Source organism: Micromonospora echinofusca (genome assembly GCF_017614955.1).
In the GTDB taxonomy this organism is placed as follows: domain Bacteria; phylum Actinomycetota; class Actinomycetes; order Mycobacteriales; family Micromonosporaceae; genus Micromonospora; species Micromonospora echinofusca_A.
The window spans coordinates 1-15,358 of the sequence record NZ_WVUH01000166.1; the positions used below are offsets into that span (position 1 = coordinate 1).

The 15,358-nt window shown below is 72.9% G+C and carries 11 protein-coding genes; 9 read left to right on the top strand and 2 right to left on the bottom strand.

From position 1 onward, the window contains the following. The 8 genes from GSF22_RS18940 to GSF22_RS18975 all read left to right on the top strand — a co-directional run. Nucleotides 1-4,303 (top strand): non-ribosomal peptide synthetase (locus GSF22_RS18940; protein WP_208814961.1); only part of this gene is annotated, 4,303 nt, incomplete at its 5' end. After that, complete coding sequence (ectB, locus tag GSF22_RS18945) at nt 4,300-5,595, top strand: diaminobutyrate--2-oxoglutarate transaminase (RefSeq protein WP_208814962.1); 1,296 nt, start codon at nt 4,300-4,302, stop codon at nt 5,593-5,595. The genes GSF22_RS18940 and ectB, both read left to right, overlap by 4 nt. A gap of 35 nt (nt 5,596-5,630) precedes the next feature. After that, the gene (locus GSF22_RS18950; RefSeq protein WP_208814963.1) at nt 5,631-6,842 is read left to right on the top strand and encodes a LeuA family protein; all 1,212 of its coding nucleotides are present in this window, start codon (nt 5,631-5,633) and stop codon (nt 6,840-6,842) included. After that, nucleotides 6,839-8,233 carry a 3-isopropylmalate dehydratase large subunit gene (gene leuC / locus GSF22_RS18955; RefSeq protein WP_208814964.1) on the top strand — a complete coding sequence of 465 codons (1,395 nt, stop codon included), beginning with the start codon at nt 6,839-6,841 and terminating at the stop codon, nt 8,231-8,233. Before GSF22_RS18950 ends, leuC begins: the two co-directional genes overlap by 4 nt. A gap of 9 nt (nt 8,234-8,242) precedes the next feature. Further along, nucleotides 8,243-8,872, top strand: coding sequence for a 3-isopropylmalate dehydratase small subunit (gene leuD, locus GSF22_RS18960; protein WP_208814965.1), 630 nt, complete (start codon nt 8,243-8,245; stop codon nt 8,870-8,872). Continuing rightward, the gene (locus GSF22_RS18965) at nt 8,869-10,050 is read left to right on the top strand and encodes a pyridoxal phosphate-dependent aminotransferase (RefSeq protein WP_208814966.1); all 1,182 of its coding nucleotides are present in this window, start codon (nt 8,869-8,871) and stop codon (nt 10,048-10,050) included. Before leuD ends, GSF22_RS18965 begins: the two co-directional genes overlap by 4 nt. 14 nt (nt 10,051-10,064) lie before the next feature. Beyond that, nucleotides 10,065-11,093, top strand: a complete 1,029-nt coding sequence (locus tag GSF22_RS18970; RefSeq protein ID WP_208814967.1) for an isocitrate/isopropylmalate dehydrogenase family protein — start codon at nt 10,065-10,067, stop codon at nt 11,091-11,093. A 55-nt stretch (nt 11,094-11,148) separates the two neighbouring features. Beyond that, nucleotides 11,149-12,075 (top strand): ornithine carbamoyltransferase, encoded by a 927-nt coding sequence (locus GSF22_RS18975; RefSeq protein ID WP_208814968.1) that lies wholly within the window; start codon nt 11,149-11,151, stop codon nt 12,073-12,075. A 144-nt stretch (nt 12,076-12,219) separates the two neighbouring features. Here GSF22_RS18975 and GSF22_RS18980 read toward each other — a convergent pair whose 3' ends face one another. Next, nucleotides 12,220-13,443 carry a multidrug effflux MFS transporter gene (locus GSF22_RS18980; protein ID WP_208814970.1) on the bottom strand — a complete coding sequence of 408 codons (1,224 nt, stop codon included), beginning with the start codon at nt 13,441-13,443 and terminating at the stop codon, nt 12,220-12,222. A gap of 202 nt (nt 13,444-13,645) precedes the next feature. On the opposite strand from GSF22_RS18980, the gene GSF22_RS18985 reads away from it, so the two are divergent. Further along, on the top strand, nt 13,646-14,551 hold the full coding sequence (locus tag GSF22_RS18985) for a PfkB family carbohydrate kinase (RefSeq protein WP_208814969.1): 906 nt from the start codon (nt 13,646-13,648) through the stop codon (nt 14,549-14,551). Nucleotides 14,552-14,584: 33 nt separating this feature from the next. On the opposite strand, the gene GSF22_RS18990 is transcribed toward GSF22_RS18985, so the two are convergent. Beyond that, nucleotides 14,585-15,019, bottom strand: a complete 435-nt coding sequence (locus GSF22_RS18990; protein ID WP_208814971.1) for a DoxX family protein — start codon at nt 15,017-15,019, stop codon at nt 14,585-14,587. Nucleotides 15,020-15,358: the final 339 nt, after the last annotated feature.

Here is a 15,358-nt window from a genome sequence, read left to right on the forward strand (position 1 = left end):
CGCCTACACCCAGGCCCTCACCAACCACACCGGACCCGTCGGCATCCACGACCGGTTCTTCGACATCGGCGGCGACAGCATCCGCGCCATCCGGGTCGTCGGAAACCTGCGCAGCCAGGGGATCGACCTCACCGTCGCGGACCTCTTCGCGCAACAGACCGTCGCGGGCCTCGCCCGACTCGCCGACGCGGGTACCGCGACCGGGGAGAGCGCCGAGCCGGTCGACCGGTTCGCGCTGATCACCGCCGAGGACCGGGCCCGACTCCCCGAAGGCGTCGTCGACGCGTACCCGCTGTCGCAGGGCCAGGCCGGCATGGTCTACGAGCAGCTCGCGAACCCGGAGGCGCCGCTCTACCAGAACGTCAGCACCTACCGGGTACGGCACCGCGAGCCGTTCTCCCTGGACGTGCTCCGCCGGGCCGGCGCCCTGGTCGTCGCGCGGCACGAGATCCTGCGGACCGCGTTCGAGCTGAGCCGGTTCAGCGAGCCGCTGCAACTGGTGCACGCCGAGGCGGAACTCCCCATCGACTGCGACGACCTGCGCGGCCGGGACCACGCCGAGCAGCGGGCCGTCGTGGACGCGTGCAACGCGCAGGCCCGCCGGGCGCCGTTCGACCTGACCCGGGCCCCGCTGCTGCGGTACCAGGTGCACGTGATCAGCGACGAGGAATGGTGGCTGACCCACATCGAGTGCCACGCCATCCTGGACGGCTGGAGCCACACCTTCACCGTCGCCGAGCTGCTCGACTGCTACGAGAAGCTGCGCATCGGCAAGGAACCGGAGCTGCCGCCGCTGCCCGAGGTACGCTTCGCCGACTTCATCGCGCTGGAGCGCCGGGCCATCGAGGCCGGTGACGACCGCCGGTTCTGGTGGGAACGGATCCGGGACCGGGACCGGCTGGAGATCCCCGAGTCCTGGGCCACCGACGACCCCGACGAGTACGCCTCGATCATCCACGTGCCGTACACCGACATCGAGCCGCAGTTGCGTCGGCTCGCCTCGGCGGCCGGTACCTCGCTCAAGAGCGTGCTGCTCACCGCCCACCTCAAGGCGATGAGCATCGTCACCGGGCAGCAGCGCTTCTACAGTGGTCTGGTCTGCAACGGTCGCCCGGAGCGGGAACGGGCCGACGAGGTGTTCGGCATGCACCTGAACTCGGTGCCGTTCACCCCGGACCTGACCGCCGCCACCTGGCGGGAACTGGTCCGGTCGACCTTCGCCGGCGAGGTGGAACTCTGGCCGCACCGCCGGTACCCGATGCCGCTGATGCACCGCGAGTTCGGCCAGCCGTCGGTGCCCTTCGTCGAGGTCGCCTTCGCCTACCTGGACTTCCACATGCTCGACCCGGACGACCTCGCGGTCGACATGGTGGTCGACTACAGCCCCAGCGACCTGGCCCTGGAGGTGTGGACCTTCCCCGGCGAGGTACGCCTCGGCGCCCGGCCGGGCCGGATCAGCCGGTCCCGGCTGGAACTGGTGGCCCGTACCCACCGGCACGTGCTGGCCGCGATGGCCGCCGACCCGGACGGCGACGCCCGCTGGCTCACCCTGCCGCCGGCCGACCGGGACGAGGTGCTGCACCGGTGGAACGACACTGCGCGGGAGTTCCCGGCCGGTGAGCGGCTGCACGACCTGTTCGCGCAGCAGGTGGCCCGGACCCCGCAGGCCACCGCGCTGCGCCGGGGCGACGACACCGTCAGCTACGCCGCGCTCGACGAGCACGCCAACCGGATCGCCCAGCGGCTGACCGCCCTCGGGACCGGTCCGGAGCGGGTGGTCGGCCTCTACCTGGGCCGTACCCCGGAACTGGTCGCCGCGATCTGGGGGGTGCTGCGGGCCGGCGGCGCGTTCCTGCCGATCGACCCGGAGTACCCGACCGACCGGGTCCGGCACATGCTCGCCGACGCCGGGGTGTCGGTGCTGCTCACCGCCGGGCAGTTCCAGGCCGGTCTGCCCGCCGGGCTGGACGTGACCGTCGAGCTGGTCGAGCCGGTCACCGAGGTCCCGGCGGGTACGCCCGACCCCCGGGTACCGGTCGACCCGGACAACCTGGCCTACGTCATCTACACCTCCGGCTCGACCGGCCGCCCCAAGGGCGTCGCCGCCACCCACCGGGGCGTGGTCAACCTGCGCCACGCCCAGCGGGAACACCTGGACGTCCGGCCGGGCGACCACATCCTCCAGTTCTTCTCGCCCAGCTTCGACGCGTCGATCTGGGAGATGGTGATGGCGTTGACCAACGACGCCGTGCTGGTGCTCCCGCCGGCCGGTGCCGACGCCACCGACCTGAGCCGGCAGGCCCCGCTGGTCACCCACATGACCCTGCCGCCGTCCATGCTGGAACGGCTCACCCCGGCCGACTTCCCCCGGCTGCGGATGCTGATGTCCGGCGGTGAGGCGTGCCCGGCCGACCTGCCGGCGAAGTGGGTCGACCACACCACCTTCCTCAACGGGTACGGCCCGACCGAGACGTCGATTGCCGCGCTGCTCACCCCGGTACCGGCGGACGCCCCGCCCGGCTCGCCGCCGATCGGTCACCCGATCGCGAACTACCAGGCGTACGTCCTCGACGCCGACCTGCGGCCGGTGCCGGTCGGCGCCAAGGGGGAGCTGTACCTCGGCGGTACCGGTATCACCCGGGGCTACCTGAACCGGCCCGGCCTGACCGCCGAGCGGTTCCTGCCCGACCCGTACGGCGCACCCGGCGGCCGGCTCTACCGCACCGGCGACGTGGTGCACCGCAACGCCGACGGTTCGGTGCAGTACCTGGCCCGCCAGGACCACCAGGTGAAGGTCCGGGGCTACCGGATCGAGCCGGGCGAGATCGAACACGCCCTGGCCGGCCACCCCGGCGTCAACGGGGTGCTGGTGACCGCCCAACGCGGTGCCTCCGGGGACGCGGTCCTGGTCGCCTACCTGCGCACCGGTGTCGGCGGGCAGCCGGTACCGACCGCCGAACTCCGCGCCCATCTGCGCCAGCAGCTACCGGACTACATGGTGCCGGCGCACTTCGTGTCGGTGGAGGAGTTCCCGCTCAACCCGTCCGGCAAGATCGACCGGGCCGCCCTGCCGGCCCCGGACGGCAGCCGCCCCGAGTCCGACCGGGAGTACGTGCCGCCGCGTACCCCGACCGAGCTGGCGGTGGCCGAGGCGTGGCGGGAGGCGCTCGGCGTCCGCCAGGTCGGCGCGTACGACGACTTCTTCGACCTCGGCGGACACTCGCTGGCCATGATGCGGGTGATCGCCGCCCTGCGGGAGCGCCACCAGCTCACCCTCACCTTCCGGTCGTTCGTGGAGCACCGCACGGTCGCCGCCCTCGCGGCGGCGCTCGCCCCGGACGGGGACGGGCCGGCGCCGGGCCGGTCGATGATGTGGATCCGCCGGTCCGGCGAACGGGTACCGCTGTTCTGCGTGCACCCCGGCGGCGGCAGCGCCCACTGGTACGTGCGGCTGGCCGAGTACCTGCCCGCCGACCAGCCGGTGGCCGCCTTCGAGTGGCCCGGACCGCACCCGGACGACACCGGGTCACCGACCGCCGAGCAGATGGCCGAGCGGTACCTGACCGAGCTGCGGCAGGCGCGCCCGCACGGGCCGTACCGGCTGTTCAGCTGGTGCGGGGGCAGCGGCATCGCGGCGGAGATGGCGCACCGGCTGCGCGCGGCCGGTGAGGAGGTGCTCTTCGTCCTGCTCGACCCGGCCGTCGACCTGCACGACCGGCCGGACGCCTGGAACGAGCTGACGCTGATCCGCCGCTGCGGTGAACTGCTCGACGTGCTGGCCACCGAACCGGCCGGCGCGGACCTGCCGGCAGCCCGGGCGGAGGCGCTGCGGCTGCTGGAACACCTGGTCGACGACGTCGACCCGGAGACCGGGATCACCCTGCCGGAGCGGGGCGCCGGTGAGGTCTGGCCGGGGGCGGTCCGGATCTGGCGGGAGGTCATGGAACTCGACCTCGCCTACCGGCACCGGCCGGTACCGGGGGGCCTGCACCTGGTGGTCAGCGACGAGCTGGCCCGGGGCGAGCACGAGGTGGCCGAGGGGCAGAGCTTCGACGAGTACCTGGGCCGGTGGCGGGAGCTGACCGGCGGGGCGGTGACCGTGCACCGCATCCCCGGGGACCACTTCTCCGTCATGCGGGCCCCGCACATCGCCCGGCTGACCGGTGTGCTGGACGGCCTGCTGACCGGCCCCGGCACACCGCATGACGACGCGACCGAACAGGACGCGACCGAACAGGACGCGACCGACCACGAGACGACCGACCACGAGGACACGACGACCGAGGGGACCGCGCACCGATGAGCATGCTGGTGGACGAGACGGTACCGCCGCACCAGGCGGCCTACGACTTCTCCCTGTTCGAGGCGATGGAGTCGGAGGTCCGCTACTACTGCCGCAAGTTCCCGGTGGTGTTCGGCCGGGCCCGGGGGGCCGAGCTGTACGCCGAGGACGGCCGGATGTTCACCGACTTCTTCTGCGGTGCCGGCACCCTGAACTACGGGCACAACCACCCGTACCTGAAGCGCCGGCTCACCGAGTACCTCGCCGACGACGGCGTGATGCACGGCCTGGACATGTACACCGTCGCGAAGCGGACCTTCCTGCACCGGCTCCGGGAACACGTGCTGGCCCCGCGGGGGCTGGACCACAAGGTGCAGTTCTGCGGGCCGACCGGTACCGACGCGGTGGAGGCGGCCCTGAAGGTGGCCCGCAAGGCCACCGGGCGGCGCGGCATCGTCTCCTTCACCGGGGCGTACCACGGCATGTCCCGGGGATCGCTGGCGGTCACCGGCAGCCGCCGGGCCCGCGCCGCCGGGCAGGTCGGCACGGCCGACGTGACGTTCGTGCCGTACGAGGACGGTCCGGCCGGACCGTTCGACTCGATCGGCTACCTGGAGCGGATGCTGGTCGACCCGTCGTCGGGGATGGACCTGCCGGCCGCGGTGATCGTCGAGCCGTTGCAGATGGAGGGCGGGGTGTACCCGGCCTCGGCCGACTGGCTGCGCCGGCTGCGCGAGCTGACCACCCGGCACGGCGTCCTGCTGATCTTCGACGAGATCCAGTCTGGGTGCGGCCGGACCGGCACGTTCTTCTGCTTCGAGCACGCCGGGGTGGTGCCGGACGTCATCACCCTGTCCAAGTCGATCGGCGGGTACGGGCTGCCGCTGTCGATGGTGCTGTTCCGCCCGGAACTCGACGTCTGGTCACCGGGGGAGCACACCGGCACCTTCCGGGGCAACCAGCTCGCCTTCGTCGCCGGTGCCGCCGCCTGCGAACTGTGGGGCCAGGAGGCGTTCCGGACCACCGCGACGGTCGCCGCCCGGCGGCTGGAGCGCTTCGGCGCCGAGCTGCGCCGGATCGAACCGGACCTGACCGTCCGGGGGCTGGGCATGGTCCTCGGTCTCGACTTCGGCGCGGCCGGCGGCGCCGACCGGGCCGACCGGATCCAGCGCCGCTGCTTCGACACCGGCCTGATCGTGGAACTCTGCGGCCGGTCCGACGAGGTGGTCAAGGTGCTGCCCCCGCTCACCATCGACCTCGCCCGACTGGAGCGGGGACTCGATCTGCTGCACCAGGCCGTTCAGGCCGGCTGACACCACCGTGACCAACCTTCGTGAGGTGAGTGGCAATGACAGTTGAGCAGGGTCCACAACCACGACGTGTCTCCGTCTTCGACTCCACGCTCCGGGACGGGGAGCAGGCGCCCGGCAACGCGATGACCCCCGAGCAGAAGCTGGAGATCGCCCTCGCCCTGGAGGCGGTCGGGGTCGACGTGATCGAGACCGGCTTCCCCAGTTCGTCGCCGAGTGACTTCAAGGCCACCCGGCTGATCGCCGAGTCGCTGACCACCGCCCGGTTCGCCACCCTGAACCGGGCCGACCCGGCCGACATCAGCCTCGCCGCCGAGGCCGGCGGGGTGGGCCCGAACCACCAGTTGCAGCTGATGGCCACCGGCAGCGACATCCACCTGGAGCACAAGCGCGGACTGACCCGCGCCCAGGGCATCCAGGAGATCGTGGACAGCTTCCGGTTCGCCCGCAGCCTCGGCTTCGCCACGGTCAGCCTGGCCATCGAGGACGCCAGCCGGGGCGGCGAGGCGTACCTGCGCCCGCTGATCGAGGCGGGGGTCGCCGAGGGCGCCGACACGGTGGTCGTCGCCGACACCACCGGTTGCCTGATCCCCGCCGAGTACGCCGACCTGATCGCCCGGGTCCGCTCCTGGATCCCCGACGACGTGGTGCTCTCCTGCCACTGCCACCACGACATGGGCCTCTCCCTGGCCAACGCGCTGGCCGGGATCGCCGCCGGGGCCGACGAGGTGCAGGTGACCCTGGCCGGCATCGGGGAACGGTCCGGCAACACCCCGCTGGAGGAGCTGGCCGTGGTGCTGGCGTACAAGGGCGAACAGCTCGGCGTCACCAGCACCGTCCACACCGACCGGCTCTACCCGGCGTACCAGCTGCTCTGCGGGTTCATCGGGCTCACCCCGCCCCGGAACAAGGCGATCTTCGGGGACAACGCGTTCGCCACCCAGGCCGGCATCCACCAGGCCGGCATGCTGCGGGCCCCGATCACCTACGAGTACGTCGAACCGCACCGCTTCGGTCGGGAACGGCTGCTGCTGGTCGGGCGGCACTCCGGCCGTAACGTGGTCCGGCACGTCATCGAGCAGGCCGGCGTACCGGTCGACGAGGCGCTGGTGGAGCACCTCTACGAGGACTACGTGGCCAACCGGACCAACGGGGAGTGCGTCTCCACCGACGACCTGCGGCAGCTGGTGCTGGCCAAGGTCGCCGGGCACCCGACCGGCCCGACGTCCGGTCCGGCGGTGGCCCGATGAGCGGCCGTACCCTGGTCGAGAAGGTCTGGGACGACCACCTGGTGCACCGGGCGGACGGCGAGCCGGACCTGCTCTACGTCGACCTGCACCTGGTGCACGAGGCGAGTTCCCCGCAGGCCTTCGACGGGCTGCGGCAGACCGGCCGGCGGGTCCGCCGTCCCGACCTGACCCTCGCCGTCGAGGACCACAACGTCCCCACCGACAGCCTGCTGATCTCCGACCCGATGGGGCGTGCCCAGGTCGAGCAGCTCGCCGCGAACTGCGCCGAGCACGGCATCGAACACCTCCGGCACGGCACCGCCCACCAGGGGGTGGTGCACGTGGTCGCCCCGGAACTGGGTCTGGTGCAGCCGGGCATGACGGTGATCTGCGGGGACAGCCACACCTCCACCCACGGCGCGTTCGGCGCGCTGGCCTTCGGGGTCGGCACCAGCGACGTGGAACACGTGCTGGCCACCCAGACCCTGCCGATGCGCCGGCCGAGGACGATGGCGGTGGACTTCGTCGGCCGGCCGTCGGCCGACGTCACCGCCAAGGACCTGATCCTCGCCGTGATCGCCCGGATCGGCGCGAACGGCGCCCACGGCCACGCCCTGGAGTACCGGGGCGAGGCGGTGACCGCGCTGACCATGGCCGGTCGGATGACCATGTGCAACATGAGCGTGGAGGCCGGTGCCCGGGTCGGGGTGATCGCCCCGGACGAGACCACCTTCGCGTACCTGGCCGACCGGCCGGCCCGCCCCACCGGCGCCGCCTGGGACGACGCCGTCGCCTGGTGGCGGACCCTGCGCAGCGACCCCGACGCGGTCTTCGACCGGACCGTCGACATCGACGTCACCGCGCTCACCCCGTTCGTGAGCTGGGGTACCAACCCGGGCCAGTCGGTGCCGCTCGGTGCCGCCGTACCCGACCCGGCGTCCTTCACCGACCCGGGGCAGCGCTCCGCCGCCGAACGCGCCCTGGACTACATGGGACTCGTCCCGCACACCCCGATGCGGGACATCGGCATCGACACGGTCTTCCTCGGCTCCTGCACCAACGGTCGTCTCGACGACCTGCGGGCCGCCGCCGAGGTGCTCCGGGACCGCCGGGTCGACTCCCGGGTGCGGATGCTGGTGGTGCCCGGGTCGATGGACGTCCGCCGCCGGGCCGAGGCGGAGGGGCTGCACGAGGTCTTCCAGTCCGCCGGCGCCGAGTGGCGGCTCTCCGGCTGCTCCATGTGCATGGGCATGAACGCCGACCGGGCGCAGGGCAGCCAGCGGATCGCCTCCACCTCCAACCGCAACTACGAGGGCCGCCAGGGGGACCGGGCCCGTACCCACCTGGTGTCACCCGCCGTCGCCGCGGCCACCGCCGTCGCCGGCCGGCTGGCCGCCCCCAGCGAGCTTTAGGAGCAACCGATGCGAGCAGTGAGCGAACACACCGGTCGGGGGGTCGCGCTGCGCCGGGACGACGTCGACACCGACCAGATCATCCCGGCGGAGTTCTGCAAGCGGCTGACCAAGAGCGGGTACGCCGACACCCTCTTCGCCAACTGGTTCACCGACCCGGCGTTCGTGCTCAACCAACCCGACCGGGCCGGCGCCTCGGTCCTGGTCGCCGGGCACAACTTCGGTACCGGCAGTTCCCGCGAACATGCCGTGTGGGCGCTGCGCGACTGGGGTTTCCGGGCGGTCGTCGCCACCAGCTTCGGCGACATCTTCCTGCGCAACGCCTGGAAGAACGGGCTGCTCGCGGTGGTCCTGCCGGAGCCGGCGGTGGCCGAGCTGGCCGACCGCGTCGACGCCGATCCGGCCTTCCCGGTCACCGTCGACGTGGTGCGCACCGAGGTCCGCGCCGCCGGGTCGCGCTGGTCGTTCGAGGTGGACGAGCGGGCCCGGTGGCTGCTGCTCAACGGGCTCGACGACATCGGCCTGACCCTGGGTCGGGACGCGGCGATCAGCGCCTACGAGCGGGCCCGCCGGCCCTGGCTGCCGACCCTGCACCGGGGCCGGTTCGGCACCGCCGTGACCGTGGGGGAGCAGCGGTGAGCGCGCGGACCGCCGGCCGGTTCGGTGCCGCCCGTACCCGGGACCTCGCCGGCAGTGCCCTGGTCCAGTTGCTGGTGCTGGCCCGGCAGCGGCAGGCCATCGACCTGGCGGTCGGCACCCCGGGGTTCCCGCACACCCCGCCGGCCATGATCGACGAGGCGGTGGCCGCGCTGCGGGGCGGGCACAACCAGTACGCCGACCCGAGCGGCGACCCGACCCTGCGCGCCCGGATCGCCGCCTCGTTCGCCTCCCCGGCCGACCCGGACACCGAGGTCACCGTGACCGCCGGGGGCACCGAGGCGCTCGGGGTCGCGGTACTCGCCGCCGTCGACCCCGGTGACGAGGTGGTGCTCCTCGAACCGTTCTACGAGAACTTCCGCAACGCCGTGGCGGTGGCCGGCGGGGTGCCCCGGTTCGTGCCGCTGCGCGGCCCCGACTGGCGGTACGACCCGGCGGAACTGGCCGCCGCGTTCGGCCCCCGGACCCGGGCGGTCGTCCTCAACTCGCCCAGCAACCCGACCGGGCGGGTCCTCGACGCGGACGAACTCGCCGGCATCGCCGAACTCTGCGAGCGCTGGGACGTCACGGTCATCTCCGACGAGGTGTACGCCAACCTGGTCTTCGACGGCCGGCGGCACCTCTCCGTCGCCGACGTGCCCGGACTCGCCGGGCGCAGCATCGTGATCGGCTCGCTCTCCAAGAGCCACGCGGTCAGCGGCTGGCGGATGGGATACCTGCGCGCCAACCCGGAGTACACCCGGGTGCTGCGCCGGGTGCACGAGGTCACCACCAACGGCACCGCCGCCCCGCTCCAGGTCGCCACCGCCCGCGCCGGTCTGCTCGACGGCGCCGCCTGGCAGCCGGTACCCGAACTGGCCGCCCGCCGGGACCTGGCCCAGGACCTGCTGACCGGGCTCGGCCTGACCGTGCACCCGGCCGAGGGCGGCTGTTTCCTCTTCGCCGACATCGGTCCGGTCACCGCCGAGGACAGCGCGTCCTTCGTGGAACGGGTCCTGGTGGAGTGCGGGGTGCTGCTGGTGCCCGGCTTCCCGTTCTTCGCCGACCGGGCCCGGGGGGACCGGTTCATCCGGGTCGCCTTCAACCGTCCCCGGGAGACCCTGCTCGCCGCGGCGGAGCGGTTGACCGCCCGGTTCGCGCCCGCCGTCACCCGACCCTGAGCCGGAGGAGACCCGTGCCCACCATCACCGTCGTTCCCGGCGACGGCATCGGCCCCGAGGTGACCCGGGAGGCCGTCGCCGTGCTCGACGCGCTCGGCCTCGGCCTCACCGTCGACGTGCTCGACCACGTCCACGCGGACCGGTTCCTGGCCACCGGGACGGCCCTGACCGACGACGACGTCAGCCGGATCCGGGCCAGCGCGGCCACCCTGCTCGGCGCGGTCGGCGACCCCCGGGTGACCTCGCCCGACTACGCCCGGGGCGTACTGCTGCGGCTGCGCGCCGAACTGGACCTGTACGTCAACCTCCGGCCGGTCCGGCTGCTGCACGAGCGGCTCAGCCCACTGCGCGACGGCCGTCGCCGGGACCTGGACTGCGTGATCGTCCGGGAGAACACCGAGGGCCTGTACAGCGGGATCGGTGGCACCCTGCGGGCCGGTACCCGCGACGAGGTGGCCGTCGACGCCGACGTGAGCACCTGGCTCGGGGTGTCCCGGGTGATCGACTACGCCTTCGGTGCCGCCCGGCGCGGGGTCTGCATGGTCGACAAGTCCAACGCCGTACCCGCCGGGGGCCGGTTGTGGCAGCGGTGCTGGCGGGACGCGCTGGCCCGGTACCCGCAGGTGCCGGCCCGGCACCTGTACGTCGACGTGGCGGCGATGAACCTGGTCGCGCAGCCGGAGACGTTCGACGTCATCGTCACCAACAACTCCTACGGCGACATCCTCAGCGACCTGGCCGCGACGCTGGCCGGTGGGCTGGGCGCGGCGGCCTCCGGCAACCTCAACCCGGCCACCGGGTTCGGGCTGTACGAGCCGGTGCACGGCAGCGCCCCGGACATCGCCGGTCAGGGGATCGCCAACCCGGTCGGCGCGGTGCTCAGCGCCGCCCTGCTCGTCGAGCACCTCGGGCATCCCGACGCGGCCGAGGCGGTCCGGGGCGCCGTCCGGTCCACCGTCGAGACCGGACGGTGCACCCCCGATCTCGGCGGTAGCCTCACCACCGCCGGGGCGGGGGCCGCGATCCGTGCCGCCCTCGGTTGACCGAGCCCGGTCGGCGCCATCCGCCGCCACACCGTACCGATCCTGGAGGATCCCGATGGACCGTCGTCCCCGCCGTCACCTGCTGTCGATCCGTGACCTGAGCGACGCCGACCTGCGGCACCTGGTGGCCCGCAGCGCCGACTTCGCCGCCGGTCGGGTCCGCCCCGCCGACCAGCTGCGCGGTCTGGTCACCGCGGTCTACTTCCGTCGTACCTCGACCCGGACCCGGACCGCGTTCTCCAGTGGGGCCCTGCGGCTCGGCTCGCAACTGATCAGCTACGGCCCGGGGGACCTGCAACTCAACACCGGCGAGACGATCGAGGACACCGCCCGGGTGCTGTCCCGGATGGTCGACCTGTTCGTGGCCCGGACCGCCGACCCGGTCGTCGAACTGCGGGCCCTGGCGGCGCAGGACCGGATGGGCGTGGTCAACGCGATGAGCGCGGAGGAACACCCCACCCAGGCACTGACCGACCTGAGCACGATGACCCAGCGGTTCGGCCGGGTCGACGGGCTGCGGGTGCTCTACGTGGGGGAGGGCAACAACAGCGCCGCCGCGCTCGCGCTCGCCCTCAGCCGGTTCACCGGCACCCGGCTGTACCTGCGTACCCCGCCCGGGTACGGGGTGGACCGGGACATCCTGTCCACCGCCGAGGTGAACGCGAAGCGGACCGGGTCGGCGGTCGTGGAGGCGCACCACATGTCGGACCTGCCGGAGGTCGACGTCGTCTACACCACCCGCTGGCAGACCACCGGCACCAGCAAACCGGACGCCGACTGGCGACGCATCTTCGCGCCCTTCCAGGTCGACGCCGACGTACTGGCGAGCAGCCCGCGTGCGGTGTTCATGCACGACCTGCCCGCGCACCGGGGCGAGGAGGTGACCGCCGACGTGCTCGACGGCCCCCGCAGCATCGCCTTCGACCAGGCCGAACACAAGCTGTTCAGCGCCCAGGCCGTACTGGAGTGGTGCGCCGGCTGAGCGTGCCCGGCCGTCGTGGGTCGGGCGGTACACGTCCGTCCGGGTGGTGTGCGGTGCGGTACACCACCCGGACGGACCCGGGCCACCGGTGCCGCGACGTCGGTCGGACCGGCGTTGCGGGTCGGCCCCGCGACGACGACCGGATCAGTGTGCGGCGACGACGGCCACCGCCGGGTCGACGGCCGCCAGCCGCGCGGGGCGGACCACGACGACGAGGACCACCAGCGCCGAGACCATCCCGCCGGCCACCACCAGGGCCATCGCCACGGCACCGGTACCGAGCACCCCGACCAGCGGTGCGGCGAGCGCGCCGACCCCGAACTGGACCGCGCCGAGCAGCGCGGCGGCGGTGCCGGCCGCCTCACCGTGCCGGGACAGGGCCAGCGCCGGGGCGTTCGGCAGGGCCAGGCCGGACGCGGCGAGCACCACCCACAGGGCGGCCAGCAGCCCGGCCAGGCCCCCGACCCCGGTGACGGCGAGGACGATCAGCAGCAGACCGGCGGCCGTACCGACGGACAGTGAGCTGACCAGGATGCGTTGCGGGGTGTACCGGCGCAGCAGCCGGACGTTGAGCTGGGTGGCGGCGATCAGCCCGAGCGCGCCGGCCCCGAACGCCAACCCGAACTCCTGCTCGTCGAGCCCGTACCCGTCCTGGAGGACGAAGGACGAGCCCGACACGTACGCGAACAGCGCCGCCATGGCCAACCCGGTGACCAGGACCAGCCCCACGAACGGACGGTCCCGCAGCAGCGTGCGGTAGACCCGGCCGGTACCGGCGATCCCGTCGTGCCGACGGCGTCCGGCCGGCAGCGTCTCCGGCAGCCCGACCGCCGCCACCACGATGAGCAGGAGACCGAAGGCCGCCAGGGTCACGAACACGCCCCGCCAGTTCGTCCAGCCCAGCACCGCGCTGCCCAGCGTCGGGGCCAGGATCGGCGCGGCACCCATCACCAGCATCAGCCGGGAGAAGAGCCGGGCGAAGGCCGCCCCGGCGAACAGGTCCCGGACCACGGCGGTCGCCACCACCGCGGCGGCGGCGACGCCCAGCCCCTGGAGCACCCGCAGCACGCCGAGGGTGCCGATACCCGGCGCGACGACGCAGAGCAGCGAGGCGACGACGTGCAGGCCGACCCCGGCGAGCAGGGGTACCCGCCGGCCCACCGCGTCCGACACCGGACCGATCAGCAACTGACCGAGGGCGAGCCCGGCGAGGGTGCCGGTCAGGGTGAGCTGGACCGCCGCCGGGGTGGTCGACAGGTCGGTCACGATCGACGGCAGCGCCGGCAGGTACATGTCGATGGTCAACGGCCCGACCGCGATGAGCGAGCCGAGGACGAGGACGAGGCGGAGCCGTTGCCGGCGGCTCATCAGCTCTCCGGGAGTGGGTGGGGCGGACGGTTGGATCACGGCGGTCATGTCTGCTGGCAAATCCCGACAGCGGCCCGGCATTCCCGATCCGGGCAGAGGTGCCCCAGCTCACACCGCCTGCTGGCGGCCGGTACGGTCATCAGTCGACCCCGGGTACCAGTCGGCTCCGGTGGCCGGTCGACCCGGGTTGGAGGAGGAACGGTTGAACGGCGACAGCGTGGTACTGGTGCTCGGCGGTGCCGGCGTGGACACCATCGTCCACGTCCCCGAGCTGCCCCTGCCGGTGCGGGACAGTTACCTGGTGCCCGCCATCGAGACCCGTGCCGGGCAGACCGGGGACAACGTGGCGCTCGGCCTGCGGGCGCTCGGCCTGCCCGTCACCCACCTCGACGTGCTCGGTGCCGACCGGGAGGGTGACCTGGTCCGGGCGCTGCACGAGGCGCACGGCGTCCCGCTGGTCACGGTGCCCACGGCCGCCGGTACGAAACGGGCGGTGAACCTGGTCGACCCGACCGGCCGGCGGTTGTCGCTGTACGACGGCAGCCGGGGTGCGGGCGACGAGCGGTTCCCCGCCGACCTGCTGGCGACACACGTGTCGGCGGCCCGGCTGGTGCACGTCTCGATCACCCAGCCCTGCGGCTACGCCCTCGACGAACTGCCCGACACGGTGACCGTCTCCACCGACCTGCACAACTGGGACGGGGAGAACCCGTACCACGAGGCGTTCGCCTACCGGGCCGATCTGGTCTTCCTCTCCGCCACCGCGTTGACCGACTGCCCGGCCACGCTGCGCCGGATCCTCGACCGGGGTCGGGCCCGGCTGGTGGTCGCCACCGCCGGGACGGACGGCGGGTACGTCCTGGTGCGCGGCGACGAACGGGTTCGCCGGTTCGAGGCCGTTCCGCCCCCCGCCGGAGTGGTCGACTCCAACGGGGCCGGGGACGCCTTCATCTCCGCCTTCCTGTACGGGTACCTCGCGGGTGAGCCGCTGGAGACCTGTGTGCGGTACGGCGCGGTGGCCGGGGCGCACGCCTGCACGGTGCCCGCCACCCGGGTCGACCCGATCGACCTGCCCACCCTGCGGGAGCGGGCCGGGTCGGCGGACTGAGACCGGACCGACCCGGTGACGCGCCCGGGTGGGTCAGGGCGCGGTGACCAGCTCCGGCTCGCGGGTCGGCCGGCCACGCAGCCGCCACACCGTGTCCAGCGCCCAGCGCCCCGGGCCGAGGACGGCGATGAGCAGGAACGACCAGCAGAACAGGGTGGCGAGTTCACCGCCGTTGTCCATCGGCAGCAGCGCGCTCGGCTGGTGCACCACGAAGTAGGCGTACGCCATCGAGCCGGAGCAGACGACGGCCGCGGTCCGGGTACCGAGTCCGACCAGGACCAGCAGGCCCCCGACGAACTGGATCAGGGCGGCCCACCAGCCCGGCCAGACGCCGAACTCGATGGCCTGCCCGCTGCCCCGGACCCCGCCGAGGACACCGAAGAGCGAGGTCGTGCCGTGCAGCAGGAACAGCAACCCGACGACCGCCCGGAACAGACTGAGTACCGGCTCGGTGAGGCGATTGAGCATCACAGATCGACCCTTCACTGGTAGGGGCGGACCACCCGGCCCTCGACCGGGCGACGGATCCTTCCGCCAGCGGTTCCGTGGCGTCACCGCCCGGTGACACCGTCGTAACGATCCGGGGGTGGGATGGCGCTGTTTGCAGGTGTCCGGTCGATTCCGGGTCACCATGACTGAGCGGAAAGTTAGTTGACTCCGCAAGTAGTCCGCTCTGAGATTTATATGCTGCTTCGTAGGGCTTTGTCAATGAATTCCGCGAAGTTCTGCGGCAGAGAGTTTCCGGCCTGCGACGTAACGTGACTGACACGAGGTGGCGGAGGCGTCACCGCGGGGGCCGGTGGCGGG